The organism is Rhodoferax sp. GW821-FHT07G04 (assembly GCF_059418585.1).
Genome location: NZ_JBWKQD010000002.1, coordinates 1,296,867 through 1,313,850, shown reverse-complemented (window position 1 = coordinate 1,313,850; position 16,984 = coordinate 1,296,867). Strand labels below are relative to the sequence as shown.

13 protein-coding genes are annotated in these 16,984 nt (G+C 63.2%); 10 read left to right on the top strand and 3 right to left on the bottom strand.

What is annotated here, in order from left to right; all coding sequences use genetic code 11:
- The first annotated feature begins 191 nt into the window (after window positions 1–191).
- Window positions 192–2,432 carry a glycoside hydrolase family 99-like domain-containing protein gene (locus tag AC07OO_RS15295; RefSeq protein ID WP_495082941.1) on the top strand — a complete coding sequence of 747 codons (2,241 nt, stop codon included), beginning with the start codon at window positions 192–194 and terminating at the stop codon, window positions 2,430–2,432.
- An 18-nt stretch (window positions 2,433–2,450) separates the two neighbouring features.
- Here the strand turns inward: AC07OO_RS15295 and AC07OO_RS15290 are convergent, their stop codons facing one another.
- On the bottom strand, window positions 2,451–2,927 hold the full coding sequence (locus AC07OO_RS15290; protein ID WP_495082940.1) for a hypothetical protein: 477 nt from the start codon (window positions 2,925–2,927) through the stop codon (window positions 2,451–2,453).
- Window positions 2,928–3,162: 235 nt separating this feature from the next.
- Window positions 3,163–4,881, bottom strand: coding sequence for a GMC family oxidoreductase (locus AC07OO_RS15285; protein ID WP_495082939.1), 1,719 nt, complete (start codon window positions 4,879–4,881; stop codon window positions 3,163–3,165).
- Between the two features lie 183 nt (window positions 4,882–5,064).
- On the opposite strand from AC07OO_RS15285, the gene AC07OO_RS15280 reads away from it, so the two are divergent.
- The 4 genes from AC07OO_RS15280 (at window position 5,065) to AC07OO_RS15265 (ending at window position 9,839) form a co-directional block, all read left to right on the top strand.
- Window positions 5,065–7,503: an HzsA-related protein gene (locus AC07OO_RS15280; RefSeq protein WP_495082938.1), complete on the top strand. Its 2,439-nt coding sequence runs from the start codon at window positions 5,065–5,067 to the stop codon at window positions 7,501–7,503.
- Between the two features lie 316 nt (window positions 7,504–7,819).
- The gene (locus AC07OO_RS15275; RefSeq protein ID WP_495082937.1) at window positions 7,820–8,893 is read left to right on the top strand and encodes an alkene reductase; all 1,074 of its coding nucleotides are present in this window, start codon (window positions 7,820–7,822) and stop codon (window positions 8,891–8,893) included.
- 12 nt (window positions 8,894–8,905) lie between these two features.
- Complete coding sequence (locus tag AC07OO_RS15270; protein WP_495082936.1) at window positions 8,906–9,514, top strand: TetR/AcrR family transcriptional regulator; 609 nt, start codon at window positions 8,906–8,908, stop codon at window positions 9,512–9,514.
- A 37-nt stretch (window positions 9,515–9,551) separates the two neighbouring features.
- Window positions 9,552–9,839: a YciI family protein gene (locus tag AC07OO_RS15265; RefSeq protein WP_495082935.1), complete on the top strand. Its 288-nt coding sequence runs from the start codon at window positions 9,552–9,554 to the stop codon at window positions 9,837–9,839.
- 116 nt (window positions 9,840–9,955) lie between these two features.
- On the opposite strand, the gene AC07OO_RS15260 is transcribed toward AC07OO_RS15265, so the two are convergent.
- Window positions 9,956–10,750, bottom strand: coding sequence for an enoyl-CoA hydratase/isomerase family protein (locus tag AC07OO_RS15260; RefSeq protein ID WP_495082934.1), 795 nt, complete (start codon window positions 10,748–10,750; stop codon window positions 9,956–9,958).
- A 128-nt stretch (window positions 10,751–10,878) separates the two neighbouring features.
- Between AC07OO_RS15260 and AC07OO_RS15255 the strand changes: the two genes are divergently transcribed.
- Genes AC07OO_RS15255 through AC07OO_RS15235 form a run of 5 tightly spaced genes read left to right on the top strand, consistent with a single transcriptional unit; the run spans window position 10,879 to window position 16,978 of the window.
- The gene (locus tag AC07OO_RS15255) at window positions 10,879–12,006 is read left to right on the top strand and encodes an MlaE family ABC transporter permease (RefSeq protein WP_495082933.1); all 1,128 of its coding nucleotides are present in this window, start codon (window positions 10,879–10,881) and stop codon (window positions 12,004–12,006) included.
- The gene (locus AC07OO_RS15250) at window positions 12,003–12,911 is read left to right on the top strand and encodes an ABC transporter ATP-binding protein (protein ID WP_495082932.1); all 909 of its coding nucleotides are present in this window, start codon (window positions 12,003–12,005) and stop codon (window positions 12,909–12,911) included. Before AC07OO_RS15255 ends, AC07OO_RS15250 begins: the two co-directional genes overlap by 4 nt.
- A 28-nt stretch (window positions 12,912–12,939) precedes the next feature.
- A complete protein-coding gene (locus AC07OO_RS15245) occupies window positions 12,940–13,908 on the top strand; it encodes an MlaD family protein (protein ID WP_495082931.1) in 969 nt (322 codons plus the stop codon).
- Between the two features lie 39 nt (window positions 13,909–13,947).
- A complete protein-coding gene (locus tag AC07OO_RS15240) occupies window positions 13,948–14,622 on the top strand; it encodes an ABC-type transport auxiliary lipoprotein family protein (RefSeq protein WP_495082930.1) in 675 nt (224 codons plus the stop codon).
- Between the two features lie 37 nt (window positions 14,623–14,659).
- The gene (locus AC07OO_RS15235) at window positions 14,660–16,978 is read left to right on the top strand and encodes a hypothetical protein (RefSeq protein WP_495082929.1); all 2,319 of its coding nucleotides are present in this window, start codon (window positions 14,660–14,662) and stop codon (window positions 16,976–16,978) included.
- Window positions 16,979–16,984: the final 6 nt, after the last annotated feature.

Here is a 16,984-nt window from a genome sequence, read left to right as displayed (position 1 = left end):
CCCGGTAGTGTGGTGATTTGCTACTAAATAGATAGCAAATGGTGACATTTTTGCGGGGGCTGTTGGTTGATTTGCTTTGCGCTGCTCGGCGCACTTGCATCTCCGCTTGTTGTGGGCCTGCTCGCCTGGCAGCCTGTGGGCAGGCCGTGTCATACTTCCCGCCTCCGTACGTTTCACCTGATGCTCCGCCCATGTCTTTGAGAAAACTTGTCCGCGTTGGCCTGCAAGCATTGCGCAGTCCGGAATATCGGGGGCGGGTGCAAAAGAAGCTATCGGATACCTGGCATGAAAGCGGTTGGCGTGGCATGCGCAAGCTGTTCGCGTCGCGGCTTCCCGCACCATGGCCCATGCGTGTGTCTCAGACGCCGGCAGTCGATGCGGGCGTGGAGCACTTCCTGGCAGCTCTGCGCTTCAACCATGCGCCACACCCACAATGGCATCGTCCGCGCCAATTGCCGGTGAAAGTCTTGGAAACCACGGCCGATGCCCCCAAAGTCATTGCCTACTACTTGCCGCAGTTTCACCCCATCGAAGTAAACAACCAGAACTGGGGACCGGGCTTTACCGAGTGGACCAACACCACCAAAGCGCTGCCCCAATACCACGGGCATTACCAGCCCCACTTGCCAGCCGAGACAGGTTTCTATGATCTGCGCAACCCGGACTCCATGGCTCTGCAAGTGGAGCTGGCCAAGCAATACGGGGTGGGGGGGTTTTGCTTCCACTACTACTGGTTTGATGGTCAGCGTGTACTGGAGATGCCACTCAACCAGTTTGTGGCCAATCGCCAGCTTGATTTGCCTTTTTGTGTGTGTTGGGCCAACGAGAACTGGACACGCCGCTGGGATGGTGCCGAGTCCGAAGTCATCCTGCACCAAGCCTACGCGCCCGAGGGCTGGAAGCAATTCATCGATGACTTGCTGCCGCTGTTCAACGACACGCGTTACATCCGAGTCAACGGCAAGCCCCTGCTGGTGGTATACCGTCCTACGCTAATTCCCGAGATTCAGACGGTGGTTGCGAGGTGGCGGCAGTTGGCCGAAGACGCAGGCCTGCCGGGCCTGTGGTTGGTGTGCGCGCAAACCTTTGGACTGGTAGACCCGCGTCCGCTGGGATTCGACGCAGCGGTGGAGTTTCCGCCCCACAAGATCCACGACCGCATCGACTCGGTGGCTACGCCTCCGCTGTGGAACGCAGGCTTTGAGGGCAAGGTCTGGACGTACTCGGATGCCGCTGGCGAATCCATGACCCGGGCAAAAGAGCCCTATCCGCTGTACCGCACGGCTTTTCCGTCCTGGGACAACGAGGCGCGGCGTACCGCAGCCAGTTTCTCGTTCCTGGATGCCAACCCTGCCGAGTTTGGCGAGTGGCTGAGCACCTGTGCCAGCTACGCCCGCGAAACCCTGCCCAAGGAACAGCAATTCGTTTTCGTGAACGCCTGGAACGAGTGGGCCGAAGGCGCACACATCGAACCCGACCGTCACTTTGGCTGCGCCTGGCTGGAAGAGGTGCAGCGCTTGCACCTTGCCAACAAGCCCATTGCCATGACCCTGCCGTGGGCCGCAAAGGATGCACGCCAGCAAGACGCGTCGGCTACGCGCGCGCACGTTGCAGTCATCATTCACTTGTTCTATCTGGACACCTGGCCGGATTTCGAAGCGGCGCTGCTGGCGAGCGGACTCGATTGCGATGTGCTGGTCACCACTACGGCCGACCAGATCGAGACCGTGTCTGCAATGGTCAAAGCACGGTTTGCGCAGGCGGAAGTCTTCTCAGTGGAAAACCGTGGCCGCGATGTTCGCCCGCTGTTTGTGCTGCTGCCACTGCTGATCGCGCGGGGCTACCACGCGGTGCTCAAGCTGCACTCCAAGAAAACGGTGCACCGCGATGACGGCCATGTGTGGCGCCAGTCGCTGATCAAGAGCCTATTGCCCAACCCGCAGGCGATGCGCGGCTTGCTGGATGGCCTGGGTCAGTATCCGTCGTTGGGTCTGGTCGGGCCGCAAGGCAATATCCTGAACCTGCAGCGCTTCATCTGGCACAACAAGCCTTGGGTGGCGCAACTGGCCGCAGAACTCGGGGAGCGCGAAGACTGGCTGGGCCGCACACGGCCCTGGTTCCCCGCCGGGAGCATGTTCTGGTTCAAACCAATGGCGCTTGCCAAGTTGCTGGCGTGTACCGCCGTGCAAGACGATCTTTTCGAAGGCGAGGCCGGACAGTCCGATGGCACGCTGGCCCACGCGCTGGAGCGTCTGATGGGAGCTGCCGCACTGTCGGCTGGTTACCATCTGGTGGACTCGGAGACGGCGGTCCAGCTGGGGTCGAAAGTTCGTTCCCAGCAGAGCGCGGCGGAAAGGCGATGGCGAGACGACTGGAGTTTGGCTGGACGCCGACGCGTTGTCGACTCGCCCTATGCTGCCCCGTCCGAGTAAACACGACGGGCGCTCGCTTCAGTCGTCGTGGTGGTACTCCGGGCCCTGGCCTGTGCGCCGCACCACATTGTTGTGGTCCAGGTAGACCCAGTAAAACATGTCCTCCACCTCAAACCAGCGGTAGGTCATGATGTCAGCCGGCCAGTTCGCCACATGGTCTATGGAGGCAGGTGGGCCAAAGGCCCGCTCCACGTCCTCGCGCGTCCACTGGTCTACGGCGATGCGGTCCAACTCTTGCGCAACCAACATTTGGCGGACCCGTACGACGCGGCCCGCGGCATCCAGGTCAATATTGAAGACCTGCTGCCCCGCGGGTTGGCGCGAGTACTGCAGGCGGGTGCCGCCCACATCCAGAGCTAGCACCCGACTGGACTGACCCATGCGCGCCAGCACCTCGGCGCGGTCCATGCCCGGCTGCACGAGGCCGGTTGCACATGCACTCAACGCGAGGGCCACGACGGCGGCAGATGCATGGTGCAAGACGGATCTGGACATTGGCATACTCCTGATCGGCTCCATTCTTGCCGCGATCATCCGGGCGTGCTGCAGGCGAAAAAAAAGCACTGACCGGGTCAGTGCTTTTGTGAGCTGCATCTCAAGGTGGATGCAGAAATTGTTGCTTGTTGCTTACCGTCTCCTCGGTCCGCTTCTTCCATCTGGCCCTTCGCAGTTGCCGTCTAACCTTTGAGTGCCCAGACTGTAACAAGCACCATCCAGCCGTGCATCGGGATTAACCCTTCATATGTAAGCAGTTGTCTTCGGCGATCCACTGGGCGGCCTTCTCGGCAATCATCAGTGTCGGCGAGTTGGTGTTGCCGCTGGTGATCAAGGGCATCACGCCGGCATCGACCACGCGCAGCCCGGCCACACCATGCACCTTGAGGCGCGCGTCCACCACGGCCATAGCATCGTCGCTGCGGCCCATCTTGGTCGTGCCCACCGGATGAAAGATGGTGGTCGCAATGTCGCCGGCCAGCTTGGCCAGATCGGCATCCGATTCGAATTGCACGCCGGGCTTGTACTCCTCGGGTTGGTACTTCTGCAGTGCCGGCTGAGCCACGATGCGCCGCGTGATACGCAGCGAATCGGCGGCGATCTGCCGGTCTGCGTCGGTGCTCAGGTAGTTGGGTGCAATGGCCGGCGCATCTTCAAACTTTGCCGAGCGGATATGCACCGTGCCGCGGCTCGTGGGGTTCAGGTTGCAGACGCTGGCGGTGATGGCGTTGAAGCTGTGCAAGGGTTGGCCAAAGGCCTCCAGGCTCAGCGGCTGCACGTGGTATTCCAGATTGGGGTAGGGCTGGGCCGGGTCGCTGCGGGTGAATGCGCCCAACTGGCTCGGGGCCATGCTCATGGGGCCGGTGCGCTTGAAGGCGTACTCCAGGCCGATCTTGGCCTTACCCCACAGCGTGTTGGCCTGGGTGTTCAGCGTCGTTGTGTTCTGCACCTTGAACACGGCGCGTATCTGCAAATGGTCTTGCAGGTTTTCACCCACGCCGGGCAGATCCTTTTGCACCGCAATACCCAAGGACTGCAGGCGTTGGGCCGGCCCCAGGCCGGAGAGCTGCAAGATCTGCGGCGAGCCCACGGCACCGGCGCACAGAATCACTTCCGCCTTGGCGGTGGCCTCCACCATGCTGCTGCCATCCCACACCTGCACACCGGTGCAGCGCAAGGGGCTGGTGGCCGTGGCGGGCTCCAACAGCAGCTTGGCCACCTGGGCGCTGTTCCACAGTTCGAAGTTGGGGCGGCCATAGCAGGTAGGGCGCAAAAAGGCCTTGGCCGTGTTCCAGCGCCAGCCGGCCTTCTGGTTGACTTCGAAATAGCCCACGCCTTCGTTGGTGCCGCGGTTGAAATCGTCGGTGGCGGGTATGCCGGCCTGCACGGCCGCCTGGGCAAAGGCATCCAGCACGTCCCAGCGCAGGCGCTGTTTCTCTACCCGCCATTCGCCGCCGGCCTTGTGGTGGCGCAGCAGCTCGCGGTACTGGCTGCCGTTTTTCTGCAGCAGTGCCGAGGCCGTACCCTTTGCGCCGTGCAGCGCGTTGGCACCCTTGTGGTGGTCTTCGTGCAGCATGAAATAGGGCAGGCAATGTTCCCAGCTCCAGTTGGCATCGCCCACCAGTTGGCCCCAGTGGTCATAGTCGCGGGCCTGGCCGCGCATATAGATCATGCCGTTGATGCTGCTGCAGCCGCCCAGCGTCTTGCCGCGCGGGTAGCGCAGCGAGCGGCCGTTCAGCCCGGCGTCGGGTTCGGTGTTGTAGAGCCAGTCGGTGCGCGGGTTGCCAATGCAGTAGAGGTAGCCCACGGGGATGTGGATCCAGTGGTAGTCGTCCTTGCGGCCCGCCTCGATCAGCAACACCCGCTTCGACGCGTCCGCAGAGAGTCGATTGGCCAGCAGGCAGCCCGCGGTGCCGGCGCCGATGATGATGTAGTCAAACGTGGTTTCGCTCATGCCCCATCCTAATCCACCAAACCACGCACCAAACTGACACCACGAACCGGTGCGACAACGGGGTGCCGCGCCGCAGCTACAGAATGTTGCAGATTCCGCAACGCGCCAGCTGACAACGCAACGATACTCTGCAGAAACTTTTTTTGGTGGGTTGGCAGTATGGAAACGAAGAGCAGATTTGTGTTGAAAACCATCAGTGCCGCCGTGCTGGCGGTGACCGCCCCCTTGGGCGCTCACGCGGTGGATTCGTTCAATGCAGCGTCCAGTTACCTGGCCATGGACCAAGTGGCGGTGCAGGGGCTGGGCAGCTTCAAGAATGTCGCCGTCACCGTGCAGTCGTACACGCTGCTGGGCGTCGATGGCGGCACGGCCAAGGCCAACGCGTTTGATCCCGCCAGCAAACAACTAACATTGGGGTCGGTGGTGTTCGAGGGCAACACCTACACCAATGTACGCGTCACCATCAATGCCTACACCGTGCTGGGGGCGGATGCGGTCGGAGCCCCGGCCTCCGCCAGCGGCATCGTGAACCCGGTGCTGTACGTCACCCAGGTGCCGGTGTCGGGCTTTACCAGCCGCACCTCCACCTTCGGCAACCACCTGGCGAGCGTGCAGTCGGCCCCGCGCGGCGGCGACCTGATGATCCGCTACCCGGACGGCAGTGTGCGCAACCTGACCCAGGAGGCTGGCTACGGTAGCGCGGGCTTCCAGGGCGCGGGTGCCATCGCCGTGCGCGAGCCCTCCGTGCACTGGAGCGGCACCAAGGCCGTGTTCAGCATGGTGGTGGGTTCCCCCGGCACCCGCTACGAGGTCAAGGACTTTGTATGGCAGATGTACGAAGTCAGCGGTCTGGCCAAGGGGCAGGCGGTCACCATCACCAAGGTGGCGGGGCAGCCCACGGCGTTCAACAATGTCTCGCCCTTCTACGGCACCGATGAACGCATCCTGTTCACATCGGACCGACCCCGCAGCGGCGAGGCCCATCTGTACCCGCAGCTCGACGAGTACGAAAGCGCGGCCACGGTCACGGGCATCTGGAGCCTGATGCCCCAGTCGGGTGACTTGCGGTTGCTCAACCACGCCGTCAGCGGCGCGTTCAGCCCCTCCATCGACAGCTTTGGCCGCGTGGTCTTCACGCGCTGGGACCACCTGCAGCAGGACCAGCAGGCTGATGCCGACCGCGCCGGCGGCAGCTATGGTTCCTTCCTCTACGCTAGCGAAGCGGCATCCGCACAGCGCCTGCCGCTGCAGGCCGAGGCCTTCCCTGAGCCCCGGTCGGACACCGACGCGCAAAACGTCGCCAACCAGGTCAATGGCCACACCTTCAATATCTTCATGCCCTGGCAGGTCCGCGAGGACGGTAGCGGCGAAGAGACCTTGAACCACGTGGGCCGCCACGAGATCGCTGGCACCTACATCCCGCCCAGCTTCAAGAACGACCCCAGCCTGAGCTACTACAGCCGCGAGAGTGTCTTTGCCAACCGCACCTACCTGCGCAATGATGGCGGTGTCTTCCACCTGCGTGAAGACCCCAAACGCGCCGGCGTCTTCTACGGCACCCATGCCCGCGAGTTCGGCACCAACAGCGCCAACCAGATCGTGCGCCTGACCGGCAACCCCTCGCTGAATGGCGAGGTCATGGTCGTCACACCAGTCACCAACACCGCGACCGCTGGGTATACGGAGGATGGAAAGACACCGGCGGCAGGCCATACCGGCATGTACCGCAACCCCTTGCCGATGACCGATGGCAGCTTGCTAGCCGTGCACACCAGCGAGACGCGCCTGGACCAGAACGACGGCACCACCGCTGCACCACGTTACCGCTACCAGTTCCGCGTCAAGTCGCTGGTGGCCTCTGGTGACACCTTCACCGCCGACCAAGCCATCACCCCCGGCACCCGCAAGGCGATCTGGTACTGGGACCCCGATACCCGCGTCGACTTCGACGGCGAGCTGTGGGAGATGGACCCGGTCGAGGTGGTTGCCCGCGCCAAGCCCGTGCGCGCGGCCGATGCTTTGGAAAGCCCGGAGAGCGTCGTGTTGCAAGAGGAGGGCGTGGCCGAGTCCCAATTGCGGGCCTGGCTGGTGGCCAATGACCTGGCCCTGATCGTCACCCGCAACAACACCAGCCGCGACCGCGGCGAGCGCCAGCAACCCTTCAACCTGCAGGTGCCTGGCGGTGTCAAGACCGTGGGCGATGGCGGCAAGGTGTATGACGTGGCCCATCTGCAGATGTACCAGGCCGACCAGATTCGCGGCTACGGCGGCACCGCATCGCCACGCGCCGGCCGGCGCGTATTGGCCCAGACCCTGCACGAGCCCAAGGCCCAAAACCCCAGCAACCCCGGCGGTCCCGCCGGTAGCGTGAAACTGGCTGCCGATGGCTCCAGCGCCGCCTTCGTGCCTGCACGCCGGGCCATGACCTGGCAACTGACCGACACCAATGGCAAGGCCGTGGTGCGCGAGCGCAACTGGATCACCTTCCAACCCGGCGAAGTCCGAGTCTGCGCATCCTGCCACGGGCTCAACAGCAAAAATCAGGCGGGGCAGGGGGAGCCCGTCAACAAGCCCGAGGCTTTGCGGACGCTGGTGCGGTATTGGAAGACGTTGCCGAAGTAGTCCTAGGACGTTCCTACATGGTTGGCGAAGGCAGGTGGTCCGGGTATCCGCTTCCGGGCTTGCTCGCGGGCGGCTGTCTGCGGTCGCGGTCGCTACTGCATGAATAGCGTGGCCTCTGTGTCAACCGCGAATGAGGCTCTGCAGCGGACACCCGGACCACCTGCATGGTGCTGGAGAACGACTCGCTCCGCCATCAATACGCTCGCATCCCGAAAGTCGCCCCGGAACGGGAGTTTCGCGATGCTCTGTTGACAGTTCTAGGTCATTTGTCCTAATATCTGCGTAGGACAAACGACCTAATTGAACGAAAACCGTAATGAACGACCTCTTCACACCTTTTCCCTTGGGCGATCTGACGCTGGGCAATCGCCTCGTCATGGCGCCAATGACGCGCAATCGCGCGGATCCGCAAGGCATTCCGACAGACATCATGGCGACCTACTATGGGCAGCGTGCCGATGCTGGGCTCATCGTGTCTGAGTCGGTGCCGATTTCCCGGCAAGCCGTGGGATATCCCTGCACGCCTGGACTGTACAGTGATCCTCAAATCGCGGGCTGGCGTCGTGTCACGGAGGCTGTGCATGCACAGGGTGGCCGCATCTTCGCCCAATTGCAGCACTGTGGTCGGATATCCCATCCCAGTCTGCAGCCCGAAGGTGCGTTACCCATCGCCCCCTCTGCCATACGGCCACGCGGGATGGCAGTGACCCCTGCAGGTATGCAGGACTTTGTGACGCCGAGGGCCCTGGCGACGCACGAAATTTCCCAAGTTGTCGAGCAATTCAAAGCCGCCGCCTTGCAGGCGAGGCTGGCGGGATTTGATGGCGTCGAAGTGCATGGAGCGAACGGCTATTTGATTGACCAGTTCTTGCGCGACGGAAGCAACCATCGAACGGACATTTATGGTGGAACACCCGCACGGCGCCTGGCGTTTCTGATGGACGTGATCGAAGCCGTGGCTCAGGTATGGCCAGACCAACGGATCGGCGTTCGCCTCAGCCCGGAAAACCGCTTCAATGACATGTCGGACAGTGACCCTTCAACCCACTTTGGATACTTTGTCGCAGAACTGGCACGCTCAGGCGTAACCTATCTCCATGTACTGGAAGGTGACATGATGTCCCGAGCGACCACTTTGGATTACAAAGAGTTGCGGCGGCGTTTCGGTGGTGTCTATATCGCCAACAATGGCTATGACAAGGCACGCGCACAGGCCGCTGTTCGCGGCGGTAATGCCGACTTAGTGGCCTTCGGAGCCCCATTTCTTGCCAATCCGGACCTGGTCGCCAGGCTCGCGCACGATTGGCCCTTGAACGCGCCCGACCACGAAAATTACTATGCGGGAGCGGAGCGCGGTTATACCGACTATCCCGCATTTGTACCCAGCTAAATGCACTCAGCCATGAAGACACCATCCGCAGAACCCACTACGCGCGAACTGATCATCCAGGTCGCAGATACCTTGTTTTACCACCGCGGGTTCGAGAAAACTTCGTTTGCAGACATCGCGGACGAGGTGAAGATCTCGCGGGGCAACTTCTACTACCACTTCAAGACGAAAGACGAGATTCTGTCTGGCGTCATTGCCCTGCGAGCAGCGAAAACCCAGGCCATGCTTGATTCGTGGTCCAGTCTAGGGAAGACGCCTCTGGGCCGTTTGCAATGCTTTGCCGAAATGCTGATCCAGAACCGCAAGGACATCCAGCGCTACGGATGCCCGGTCGGAACCTTGTGCGCCGAGTTGGCCAAACTGGAACATCCCGCACAGGGGGATGCCGGGATGATCTTCGGGCAATTCCGCCTGTGGCTGCGCGAGCAATTCGAAGCGCTAGGCCACAAACGCGATGCCGATACGCAGGCCATGCACCTTCTCGCCCGCAGCCAAGGTGTTGCGGCTTTGGCCAACGCTTTCCATGACGAGGCCTTCATCCGCCACGAGGTGAAGCAGATAGCAGAGTGGTTGCGATCACTTGAAGACAAACATACCAGGAAGCCAGCCAAGTCGGCTTAGATTGAACCCATCCCCATAATGCAGTCAGGAACCAAGCATGCACATCATTTTTCTCAAATTCGGACGGAATCGCGCACAGGCCGGGCAATGGATGGCCGGACACGGACAGTGGATACAGCAGGGCATTGACGATGGCGTCTTCCTGGTGGCCGGGTCACTCGACAACGCGCAAGGTGGAGCCATTCTTGCGGTCAGTGCGGACAAGGAGGCGCTGTTGGCCCGGGTACAGCAGGATCCTTTTGTGATCCATGGTGTCGTTGAAGCGGAGGTGCAAACCGTCGCACCATCCCGGGTTGCACCGGGTATGACACAGCTTCTGAAGTGACCCCGTCCGCTACTGGATGTTAGGTGGTGAGGTGGAGAAATGCCTGCAAGAACCAGGCAGTTAGCCCTCGTCAATATTAAGGAAGTGGCTATAAATTAGATAGCAATCCGGGAGAATCAATGTCCCACCCACTGCGGCTTGCGCTTCTCCTGAAACGCCTTTTGCCCTTCCTTGGCGTCCTCGGTCAGTGTGAACAGTGCGATCTGGCTTTCGGTGAAGGACATGCTTTCTTCAAAGGCCATGGCCTCCACCTTCTTCATCGTGTACAGGCCGCGGCGGATGGCGGCGGGGGACTTGTCTAAGAGGCGGTCCAGCAGCCACTGCAGTTTGGCGTCCACATCGTCATCGACATAGTTGACCAAGTCGTACTCGAGAGCCTGGGCGGCCGTGATGGGTTCACCGGTCAGGCACATTTCGGCCAGCTTGCGCCGGGGGATCAAATGTTGCAGCACACTCAGCACCTGGGCCGGGAACACGCCCACTTTGACCTCGGGCAGGCCAAACACGGCGTGGCTGGCGGCAACGGCCATGTCGCACATGCTCATCAGGCCCATGCCACCGGCCATGCAGGCGCCGTTCACGCGGGCAATCAGCGGCACGGTGCTTGCCTTGGCCACGCGCAGCACCTGGGCCAGGTGGCCGTGGGGTTCGGAGTAGTCGGTGGTGAAGGCGTTGGCGGACTGCAGGTCGGCGCCGGCGCAAAAGGCTTTTGTACCCGCACCGGTGATGACGATGGCGCGTACGCTGCGGTCGGTCTGCGCGGCCGTGATGGCTTTGGCCATCGCGGCCAGCACGCCGTGGCTCATGGCGTTGCGGCGCTCTTCGCGGGTGATGGTCAGCCACAGCACGGGGCCGCGTAGCTCGGCGGACAGTTCGGGCGTGGATGTGTAAGGCTGCGCGGTGGTGCTCATAGGGGGTCTCCAGATCGTTGTGCGGTGCTAGGGCATTCTCTCATCGCCTAGGGGCGCGCCAGCCTGTACTATGCGGGGGCCGCCCGCTACAGCTCCCCCAATACACCCACCAGCCCAACCCCCACACCATGCCGGACACCCAGCCCCGCATCGCATTCGAGCAGGCCCCCGACGGGTTGCATGCGCGCTTGTTGGGGCTGTGGACGGCGGAGCACCTGGCTGAGCCCGAGCACTGGGACGCACTGCACGCTGCTCTGGGTAGCCTGCCCCACGATTGGCGCGCCTGGCAGTGGGATCTGCGCCAACTCCAGCGCCTGGACCACACCGGCGCGCAACTGCTGTGGAACGCCTGGTACCGCCAGTGGCCGGACCATCTGCAAACCCACTCGGCCCAGCGCGCCATGCTGGAGCGGGTGGCCAAGTTTTCGTCGGTGCTGCCGCCACGCCGGCCCAACACGGCCTGGGACAACTTCTTGCGCCTGGGCGCCGTTGTCGTGCGGGTCCAAGAGCACGTGGTGGGTGCCGTGCGCCTGTTGGGCCAGTTGCTGTTGGATGCCATGCAGTTGGTGCGTGCGCCGCGTGCCGGCCCCTGGCGCGATGTGTCGGGCCACCTTTACCGCATCGGCGCCACCGCGTTGCCGATTACCGCCTTGGTGGGTTTCTTGATTGGCGTGGTGCTGGCTTATCTGATGTCGCAGCAGTTGCGCCAGTTCGGGGCCGATGCTTTCATCGTCAACATCCTGGGCGTCGCACTGATCCGCGAGCTGGGGCCGGTGCTGGCGGCCATCCTGATCGCCGGTCGCTCGGGCTCGGCCATCACCGCGCAGATCGGCGTGATGCGGGTCACCGAAGAGCTGGATGCGATGAAGGTCATGGGCATTCCCAAAGGTTTCAGATTGGTGCTGCCCCGTGCCATGGCCATGGTGGTGGCCATGCCACTCTTGGCGGTGTGGACCACGCTGGCCGCGCTCTTGGGGGGCATGCTGGCCTCGGATCTGACGATGGGGCTGACCCCGGCCTACTTCGTCAGCGCGCTGGCCCGCGTGGTGCAAGTGGCCAACCTGTGGCTGGCCATCGGCAAGTCGGCCGTCTTTGGCCTGATGATTGCGTTGATCGGTTGCCACTACGGCTTGCGCATCAAGCCCAATACCCAAAGCCTGGGGGAGGGCACCACCGCTTCGGTCGTCACTTCTATCACCATGGTGATCCTGGTAGACGCCTTGTTTGCCGTGGTCTTCAAGAGCGTAGGCATATGACCTTGAACCCCCACGCTCCACCGTTACACGGGTCGCTGCCCCCCGAGGGGGCTGACCTGCCTTGGGGCGGCCCTACGGCAGGTCGTACGACCCCAGACCTGATACTGCCCTTGTCGCCCCCCAAACCCATAGTGGAGATTCAGGGCTTGTGGTCGGGCTTTCGCACCGCGGGTGTCGACACGCTGATCCACAAAGACCTGAACCTGAAGATTGCCCAGGGCGAACTGCTGTCCATCGTCGGTGGCTCGGGCAGCGGCAAGACCGTTCTGCTGCGCCAGATCCTGGGGCTGGAGACGCCGCTGCGTGGCAGCATCTCGGTACTGGGCCGCCCGGCCGCCGAGTTGACGCACAGCGGCGCCGCCAGCCGCGTGGGCATGCTGTTCCAGCACGGCGCGCTGTACTCGGCCTTTACCGTGTTGGAGAACATTGCCTTTCCGCTGCGCGAACTCAAGGCCCTGCCCGAAGACCTGGTGCGTGACGCGGTCATGGTCAAGCTGCAGATGGTGGGGCTGGACCCGGCCCATGCACACAAGATGCCGGCCGACTTGTCCGGCGGCATGATCAAGCGCGTGGCCCTGGCCCGCGCCTTGATCATGGACCCGCCGCTGCTGCTGCTGGACGAGCCCACGGCCGGCCTGGACCCGGACCGCTCGGACGCCTTCTGCGCGCTGGTGCGCTCGCTGCACCAGGAGTTGGGCCTGACCGTGGTCATGGTCACGCACGATCTGGACACCATTTACGAAATCAGCACCCGGGTGGCCGTGGTGGCCGAGAAGCATGTGATCGTGGACGCGCCGCCGCGGGAGGTCATTGCCTTCGACCACCCCTTTGTGCGCGACTTCTTCCTGGGTGGGCGGGGTCTGCGTGCCATGGAGCTGTTGCGCCTGCACCCCCAAGATGTGTAAAAAGAGCGTGTAGAAAGAGAACCGTACTATGGAAAACAAATCCCACGCCCTAGGCGCCGGCGCGTTTGTACTGGTGGTGGCCGCGCTCTTGGTGGCGCTGGCCGCCTGGCTGACGCGCGACACCGGCGAGAACCGCCTGTTCGAAATCTCCAGCCGCGAGGGCGTGACCGGCCTGCAGCGCCAGGCCGGCGTGCGCTACAAAGGCGTCACAGTGGGCCGGGTGCAGGCCATCACGCTGGACCCGGAGACCAGCGGCAATGTGCGCATCCGCATCGCGGTGGACAATACGGCGCCCATCACCCACTCCACCTTTGCCAGCCTGGGCTTCCAGGGCGTCACCGGTCTGGCCTTCATCCAGTTGGACGATGCCGGCGAATCCAAAGAGCCCCTGGTCAGCACCGACGACGGCAAGCTCGCCCGCATCCCCATGCGCCCCGGCCTGATGTCGCGCCTGACCGACCAGGGTGCCGGCCTGCTCACCAAGCTGGACGAGGCCGTGCAGCGCAGCAACCAACTGCTGGCACCCACCAACCAGAAGAAGCTGATGGACGCCGTGGACAACCTGGGCCAGGCCGCCGCCAGTATCAGCAAGCTGGCCGTGCGTGCCGACCAGGCCAACCTGCCCGCGTTGTCGCAAGAGGCCTCCACCACGCTAAAAAACCTGCGTGAAACTTCCGACCGGCTGGGCCGCAGCGCCGATGCCGTGCGCAGCTCGGCCGACGCGTTCAAGGTGATGTCCTCCCGCATGAGCCAGCCTGGCGGCACGCTGGACAACATCGCCCAGGGCAGCGACGCGTTGTTGGCCACCGGCCAGTCGCTGAACACCACGCTGGTGCCGCGCCTGAACCGCACGGTGGATGACGCATCCCGCACCGTGCGCCACATCGGCCGTACCGTAGAGTCCCTCAACGACAACCCCCAGTCGCTGCTGCTGGGCAATGGTGCGGCCGTGCCGGGGCCGGGCGAGCCCGGCTTTGTGGCGCCTGCCGCACGTTGATGTTCACCCGCAGATTTTGCCCATGATTGGATCAATGCTATGAAATCGGTAGCTGTATACGCATATTGCACGAGGGCTAACGTGCTGTTTGGCTTGGTGGCCTTGGCGCTGAGCGCCTGTGCGCAGCTCAAGCCCCAAGCCCGTGCCACGGTGTACGACTTTGGCCCCGGCCCGGTGGCCGCTGCACCCAGCACGCGCATAGCACCCTTGCCCACGCTGGTGCTGGCCGAGGTGGAGGCCCCGGCCGCCATGGACAACTCCGCCGTGCTGTACCGCCTGGCTTATAGCGACGCCCAGCAACTGCGCCCCTATGCCCAAGCGCGCTGGAGCATGGCCCCCACGCAGCTGTTGCGCCAGCGCTTGCGTGAGCAACTGGGCCTGCGCCGCTCGGTGCTCAATGCGGCGACCGGCGTCATCGTCGGCAAGCCCGCGATGATCCTGCACCTGGAGCTGGATGAGTTCAGCCACCTGTTCGAGACCCCCGAGCGCAGCAGCGGCCTGGTGCGCGTGCGCGCCACGCTGGGCCAAGGCGGCCAAGGGGCAGAGCGTCTGCTGGCCCAACGCAGCTTCATCGTGCAACGCTCCGCCACCAGCGCCGACGCAGCCGGTGGCGTGCGGGCGCTGACCGATGCCTCCGATGCAGTGATTGCCGAGATCGAGCAGTGGGTGCAGCAGGTAGAGAGGGCGGGCGCAGAAACCACCGCGACCCGGTAATAGGCTTCCCAACAGGCACTTTCGGAGTCTCGCGCCGATGAAGACCCATGCATTTCGCGTCCTCGTGGGGGCCATAGCCCTGTTCGGCGTCTGGGGCTTGGCGCACGCGCGCGGCGAGACCAGCGACGAATCTGCATTGGCCGTTTTTGAAAGCCGCGCGGCGCCGCTGGCCTTGTCGTCCAATGGGCAGTGGCGGGTGCATGTGGATGCCAACAACGTCTTGCACCGCGTCAACCTGCTGGACAAGAAGCAGGAGCAGCAATTGGTGCTGCCGATGGCTGCGCTGCAAATCGCCGCATCGCGCACGGCGCAAAAAATCGCGTTCACGTCCAGCATCGAATGCGTGGGTCTGGTGGACTTTGGCAACCCGCCCTATCCCACACCCCAATTGGTTTGGATATCCAATGCGCCGGTGGGTGTGGGCGAAAAGGTGCGGATTCTGAACGTCAAACTGCCAACCGAGCATGATTGCAAGCCCCAGGGGCAACGCAGTGTGGTCGCGATGTCCGCTGACGGGCAGTTGGTGGCAAATGCAACGCACGTGTATGACCTGGAGTCGCAAACCGTGATGGCGACCCTGCCCTCCAGTGCAGATGACATCGGCCGCCGCCGCACCCTGGCCATACAGTTCACCGACAACAATACCAAGCTCTTTTTGGCCACGGCCACGCTGGGTGCAGGCTATGAGAGCAGTGACAGCCCTAGCGACATGCTGTTCTCCATCTGGGATTTGCAACGCAAGAGCTTGTTCAACCTGGCAGGCGGCGCACGGCGGACCCAGTTCGTGCCGGAGATGCTGTTGTTCCACTATGCCGTGCAAACCGGTGCCCTGAGTTATGTGCAATCCGACCGCTACTTCCAGGCCCGGGAAAAGACACCCAACACCAGCGAAGAACAGCCCTTGCTGGATGTGCTCCAAACCAACCTACACACCTGCCAGGCCAAGCCCACCGCGCGCCTGGCCCTGACACCGTGGCAGTGGGCGGCCTACGCCGTGGACCCCTGGGGCCGTTGGATTGCTGGCATCAAAAAACTGGATAGCGTGGCCCTGGCAGGCGCGGGCCGCAGTGGGCGCCGCTATGTGGAAGAGCTGACGATTTTGGACATGCGCTCGGGCAAGGTGATGGAGACCATCCCCCTGGTGCAGGCCCTGCACGGCCTGGTGGTGACGCCCGATGGCAGCGCCATTCTGGGCATCACGCCGCTGCCCATGGCCCCTCAGACGGGCGGGGAGGTCGTGCAGATCGCCGTGCCGCCGGCTGTGCTGGGTTTGCCCAAAACCGACAGCGCTGCATTTGCCACTGCACCTTGCAAGATTGAAAACGAAACGCCTTTAGCCAGAAGTGTGGAGGGTACAGCGCGCCGGTTAGCGCCTTTGTGGACCCGCCCGGTGCCTGCCTTGGCAGGCACGCAAAGCCCGTCGTCCGCCCCGCCCTTGGCGTGCAACAGCCTGGGGGCGCATGGTGTGTCGTTCACGATGCCGGACCAGACGCTGTGGCTGGACCAGCATGCCGACATGGCGCAGCTGGATTGGCGCACAGGCCGCACGCTCAAGACCTTGCCCACGCCGCGCAAGCGCCATGTGTGCAGCACGCCGATGCCCGAGGCGGGCGGCTTCATCAACTACCGGGGCGATACCGCCAGCTTCCAGACCTTTGAGAGCCTGTTGTCCTCGGGCAGCCAGCGGCAAATCCTCGACACAAAAAAAGGCTGGTATGTCCATGACGTGACGTGGTCCGACGATGCCGGGCAGGCCACGCGCAGCTTCTCCATCGTCTGGCGGACCAAGCCCGAAACCACGCCGGGCAAGAATGCGCGCGGCGAGGTCATTGACACGCTGATCAGCACGTATGAGGTGGCGGGCAAACAGCGCACCAAGGAAGCGGGCACGCAGGCGGACAGCTACGAGATGGGCGTCTGGGATGGCAGTGGTGTGGCGGATACGGTGAGCACTGCAAGCTGCGCGTCGCAGCCGAGTGCAGGGCAGGGGATCATGCGTTTCGAGCGCAGCTATTTCGACAGCTTCAGGGCCTACCGATGCAGTGCGGACCGCAAGAGCCTGGAGACCGTGTTCTGGGCTGGGCTGGATATTGCGCCCAAGCCTTCTGTTGCAGGACTGGTTGAAGCAGGCAAGGTTCTGGCATTAGGCGCATCCATCGGCGTGGTGGACGATGGTCGGGGCATGGTCCGCATCTATGACATCACCGCCCGCAAAGAACTGGCGCAAATCCCACTCGCCGCAGTGGGCCTGGTGCACCAGATCCGCCTGTCGGAGGAGCAAGGTGTGGTGGTGCTGGAGTCGATAAGTACCGGCGGTAGCAGCGATCGCAGCCTCAGAGGCTACGCCTTTCGGTAGGGGAGT

Bases quoted from the DNA above. Each gene is read 5' to 3' on its own strand.
- AC07OO_RS15295 (WP_495082941.1), top strand. From the start codon at position 192: ATGTCTTTGAGAAAACTTGTCCGCGTTGGCCTGCAAGCATTGCGCAGT.
- AC07OO_RS15290 (WP_495082940.1), bottom strand. From the start codon at position 2,927: ATGTCCAGATCCGTCTTGCACCATGCATCTGCCGCCGTCGTGGCCCTC.
- AC07OO_RS15285 (WP_495082939.1), bottom strand. From the start codon at position 4,881: ATGAGCGAAACCACGTTTGACTACATCATCATCGGCGCCGGCACCGCG.
- AC07OO_RS15275 (WP_495082937.1), top strand. From the start codon at position 7,820: ATGAACGACCTCTTCACACCTTTTCCCTTGGGCGATCTGACGCTGGGC.
- AC07OO_RS15270 (WP_495082936.1), top strand. From the start codon at position 8,906: ATGAAGACACCATCCGCAGAACCCACTACGCGCGAACTGATCATCCAG.
- AC07OO_RS15265 (WP_495082935.1), top strand. From the start codon at position 9,552: ATGCACATCATTTTTCTCAAATTCGGACGGAATCGCGCACAGGCCGGG.
- AC07OO_RS15260 (WP_495082934.1), bottom strand. From the start codon at position 10,750: ATGAGCACCACCGCGCAGCCTTACACATCCACGCCCGAACTGTCCGCC.
- AC07OO_RS15255 (WP_495082933.1), top strand. From the start codon at position 10,879: ATGCCGGACACCCAGCCCCGCATCGCATTCGAGCAGGCCCCCGACGGG.
- AC07OO_RS15250 (WP_495082932.1), top strand. From the start codon at position 12,003: ATGACCTTGAACCCCCACGCTCCACCGTTACACGGGTCGCTGCCCCCC.
- AC07OO_RS15245 (WP_495082931.1), top strand. From the start codon at position 12,940: ATGGAAAACAAATCCCACGCCCTAGGCGCCGGCGCGTTTGTACTGGTG.
- AC07OO_RS15240 (WP_495082930.1), top strand. From the start codon at position 13,948: ATGAAATCGGTAGCTGTATACGCATATTGCACGAGGGCTAACGTGCTG.
- AC07OO_RS15235 (WP_495082929.1), top strand. From the start codon at position 14,660: ATGAAGACCCATGCATTTCGCGTCCTCGTGGGGGCCATAGCCCTGTTC.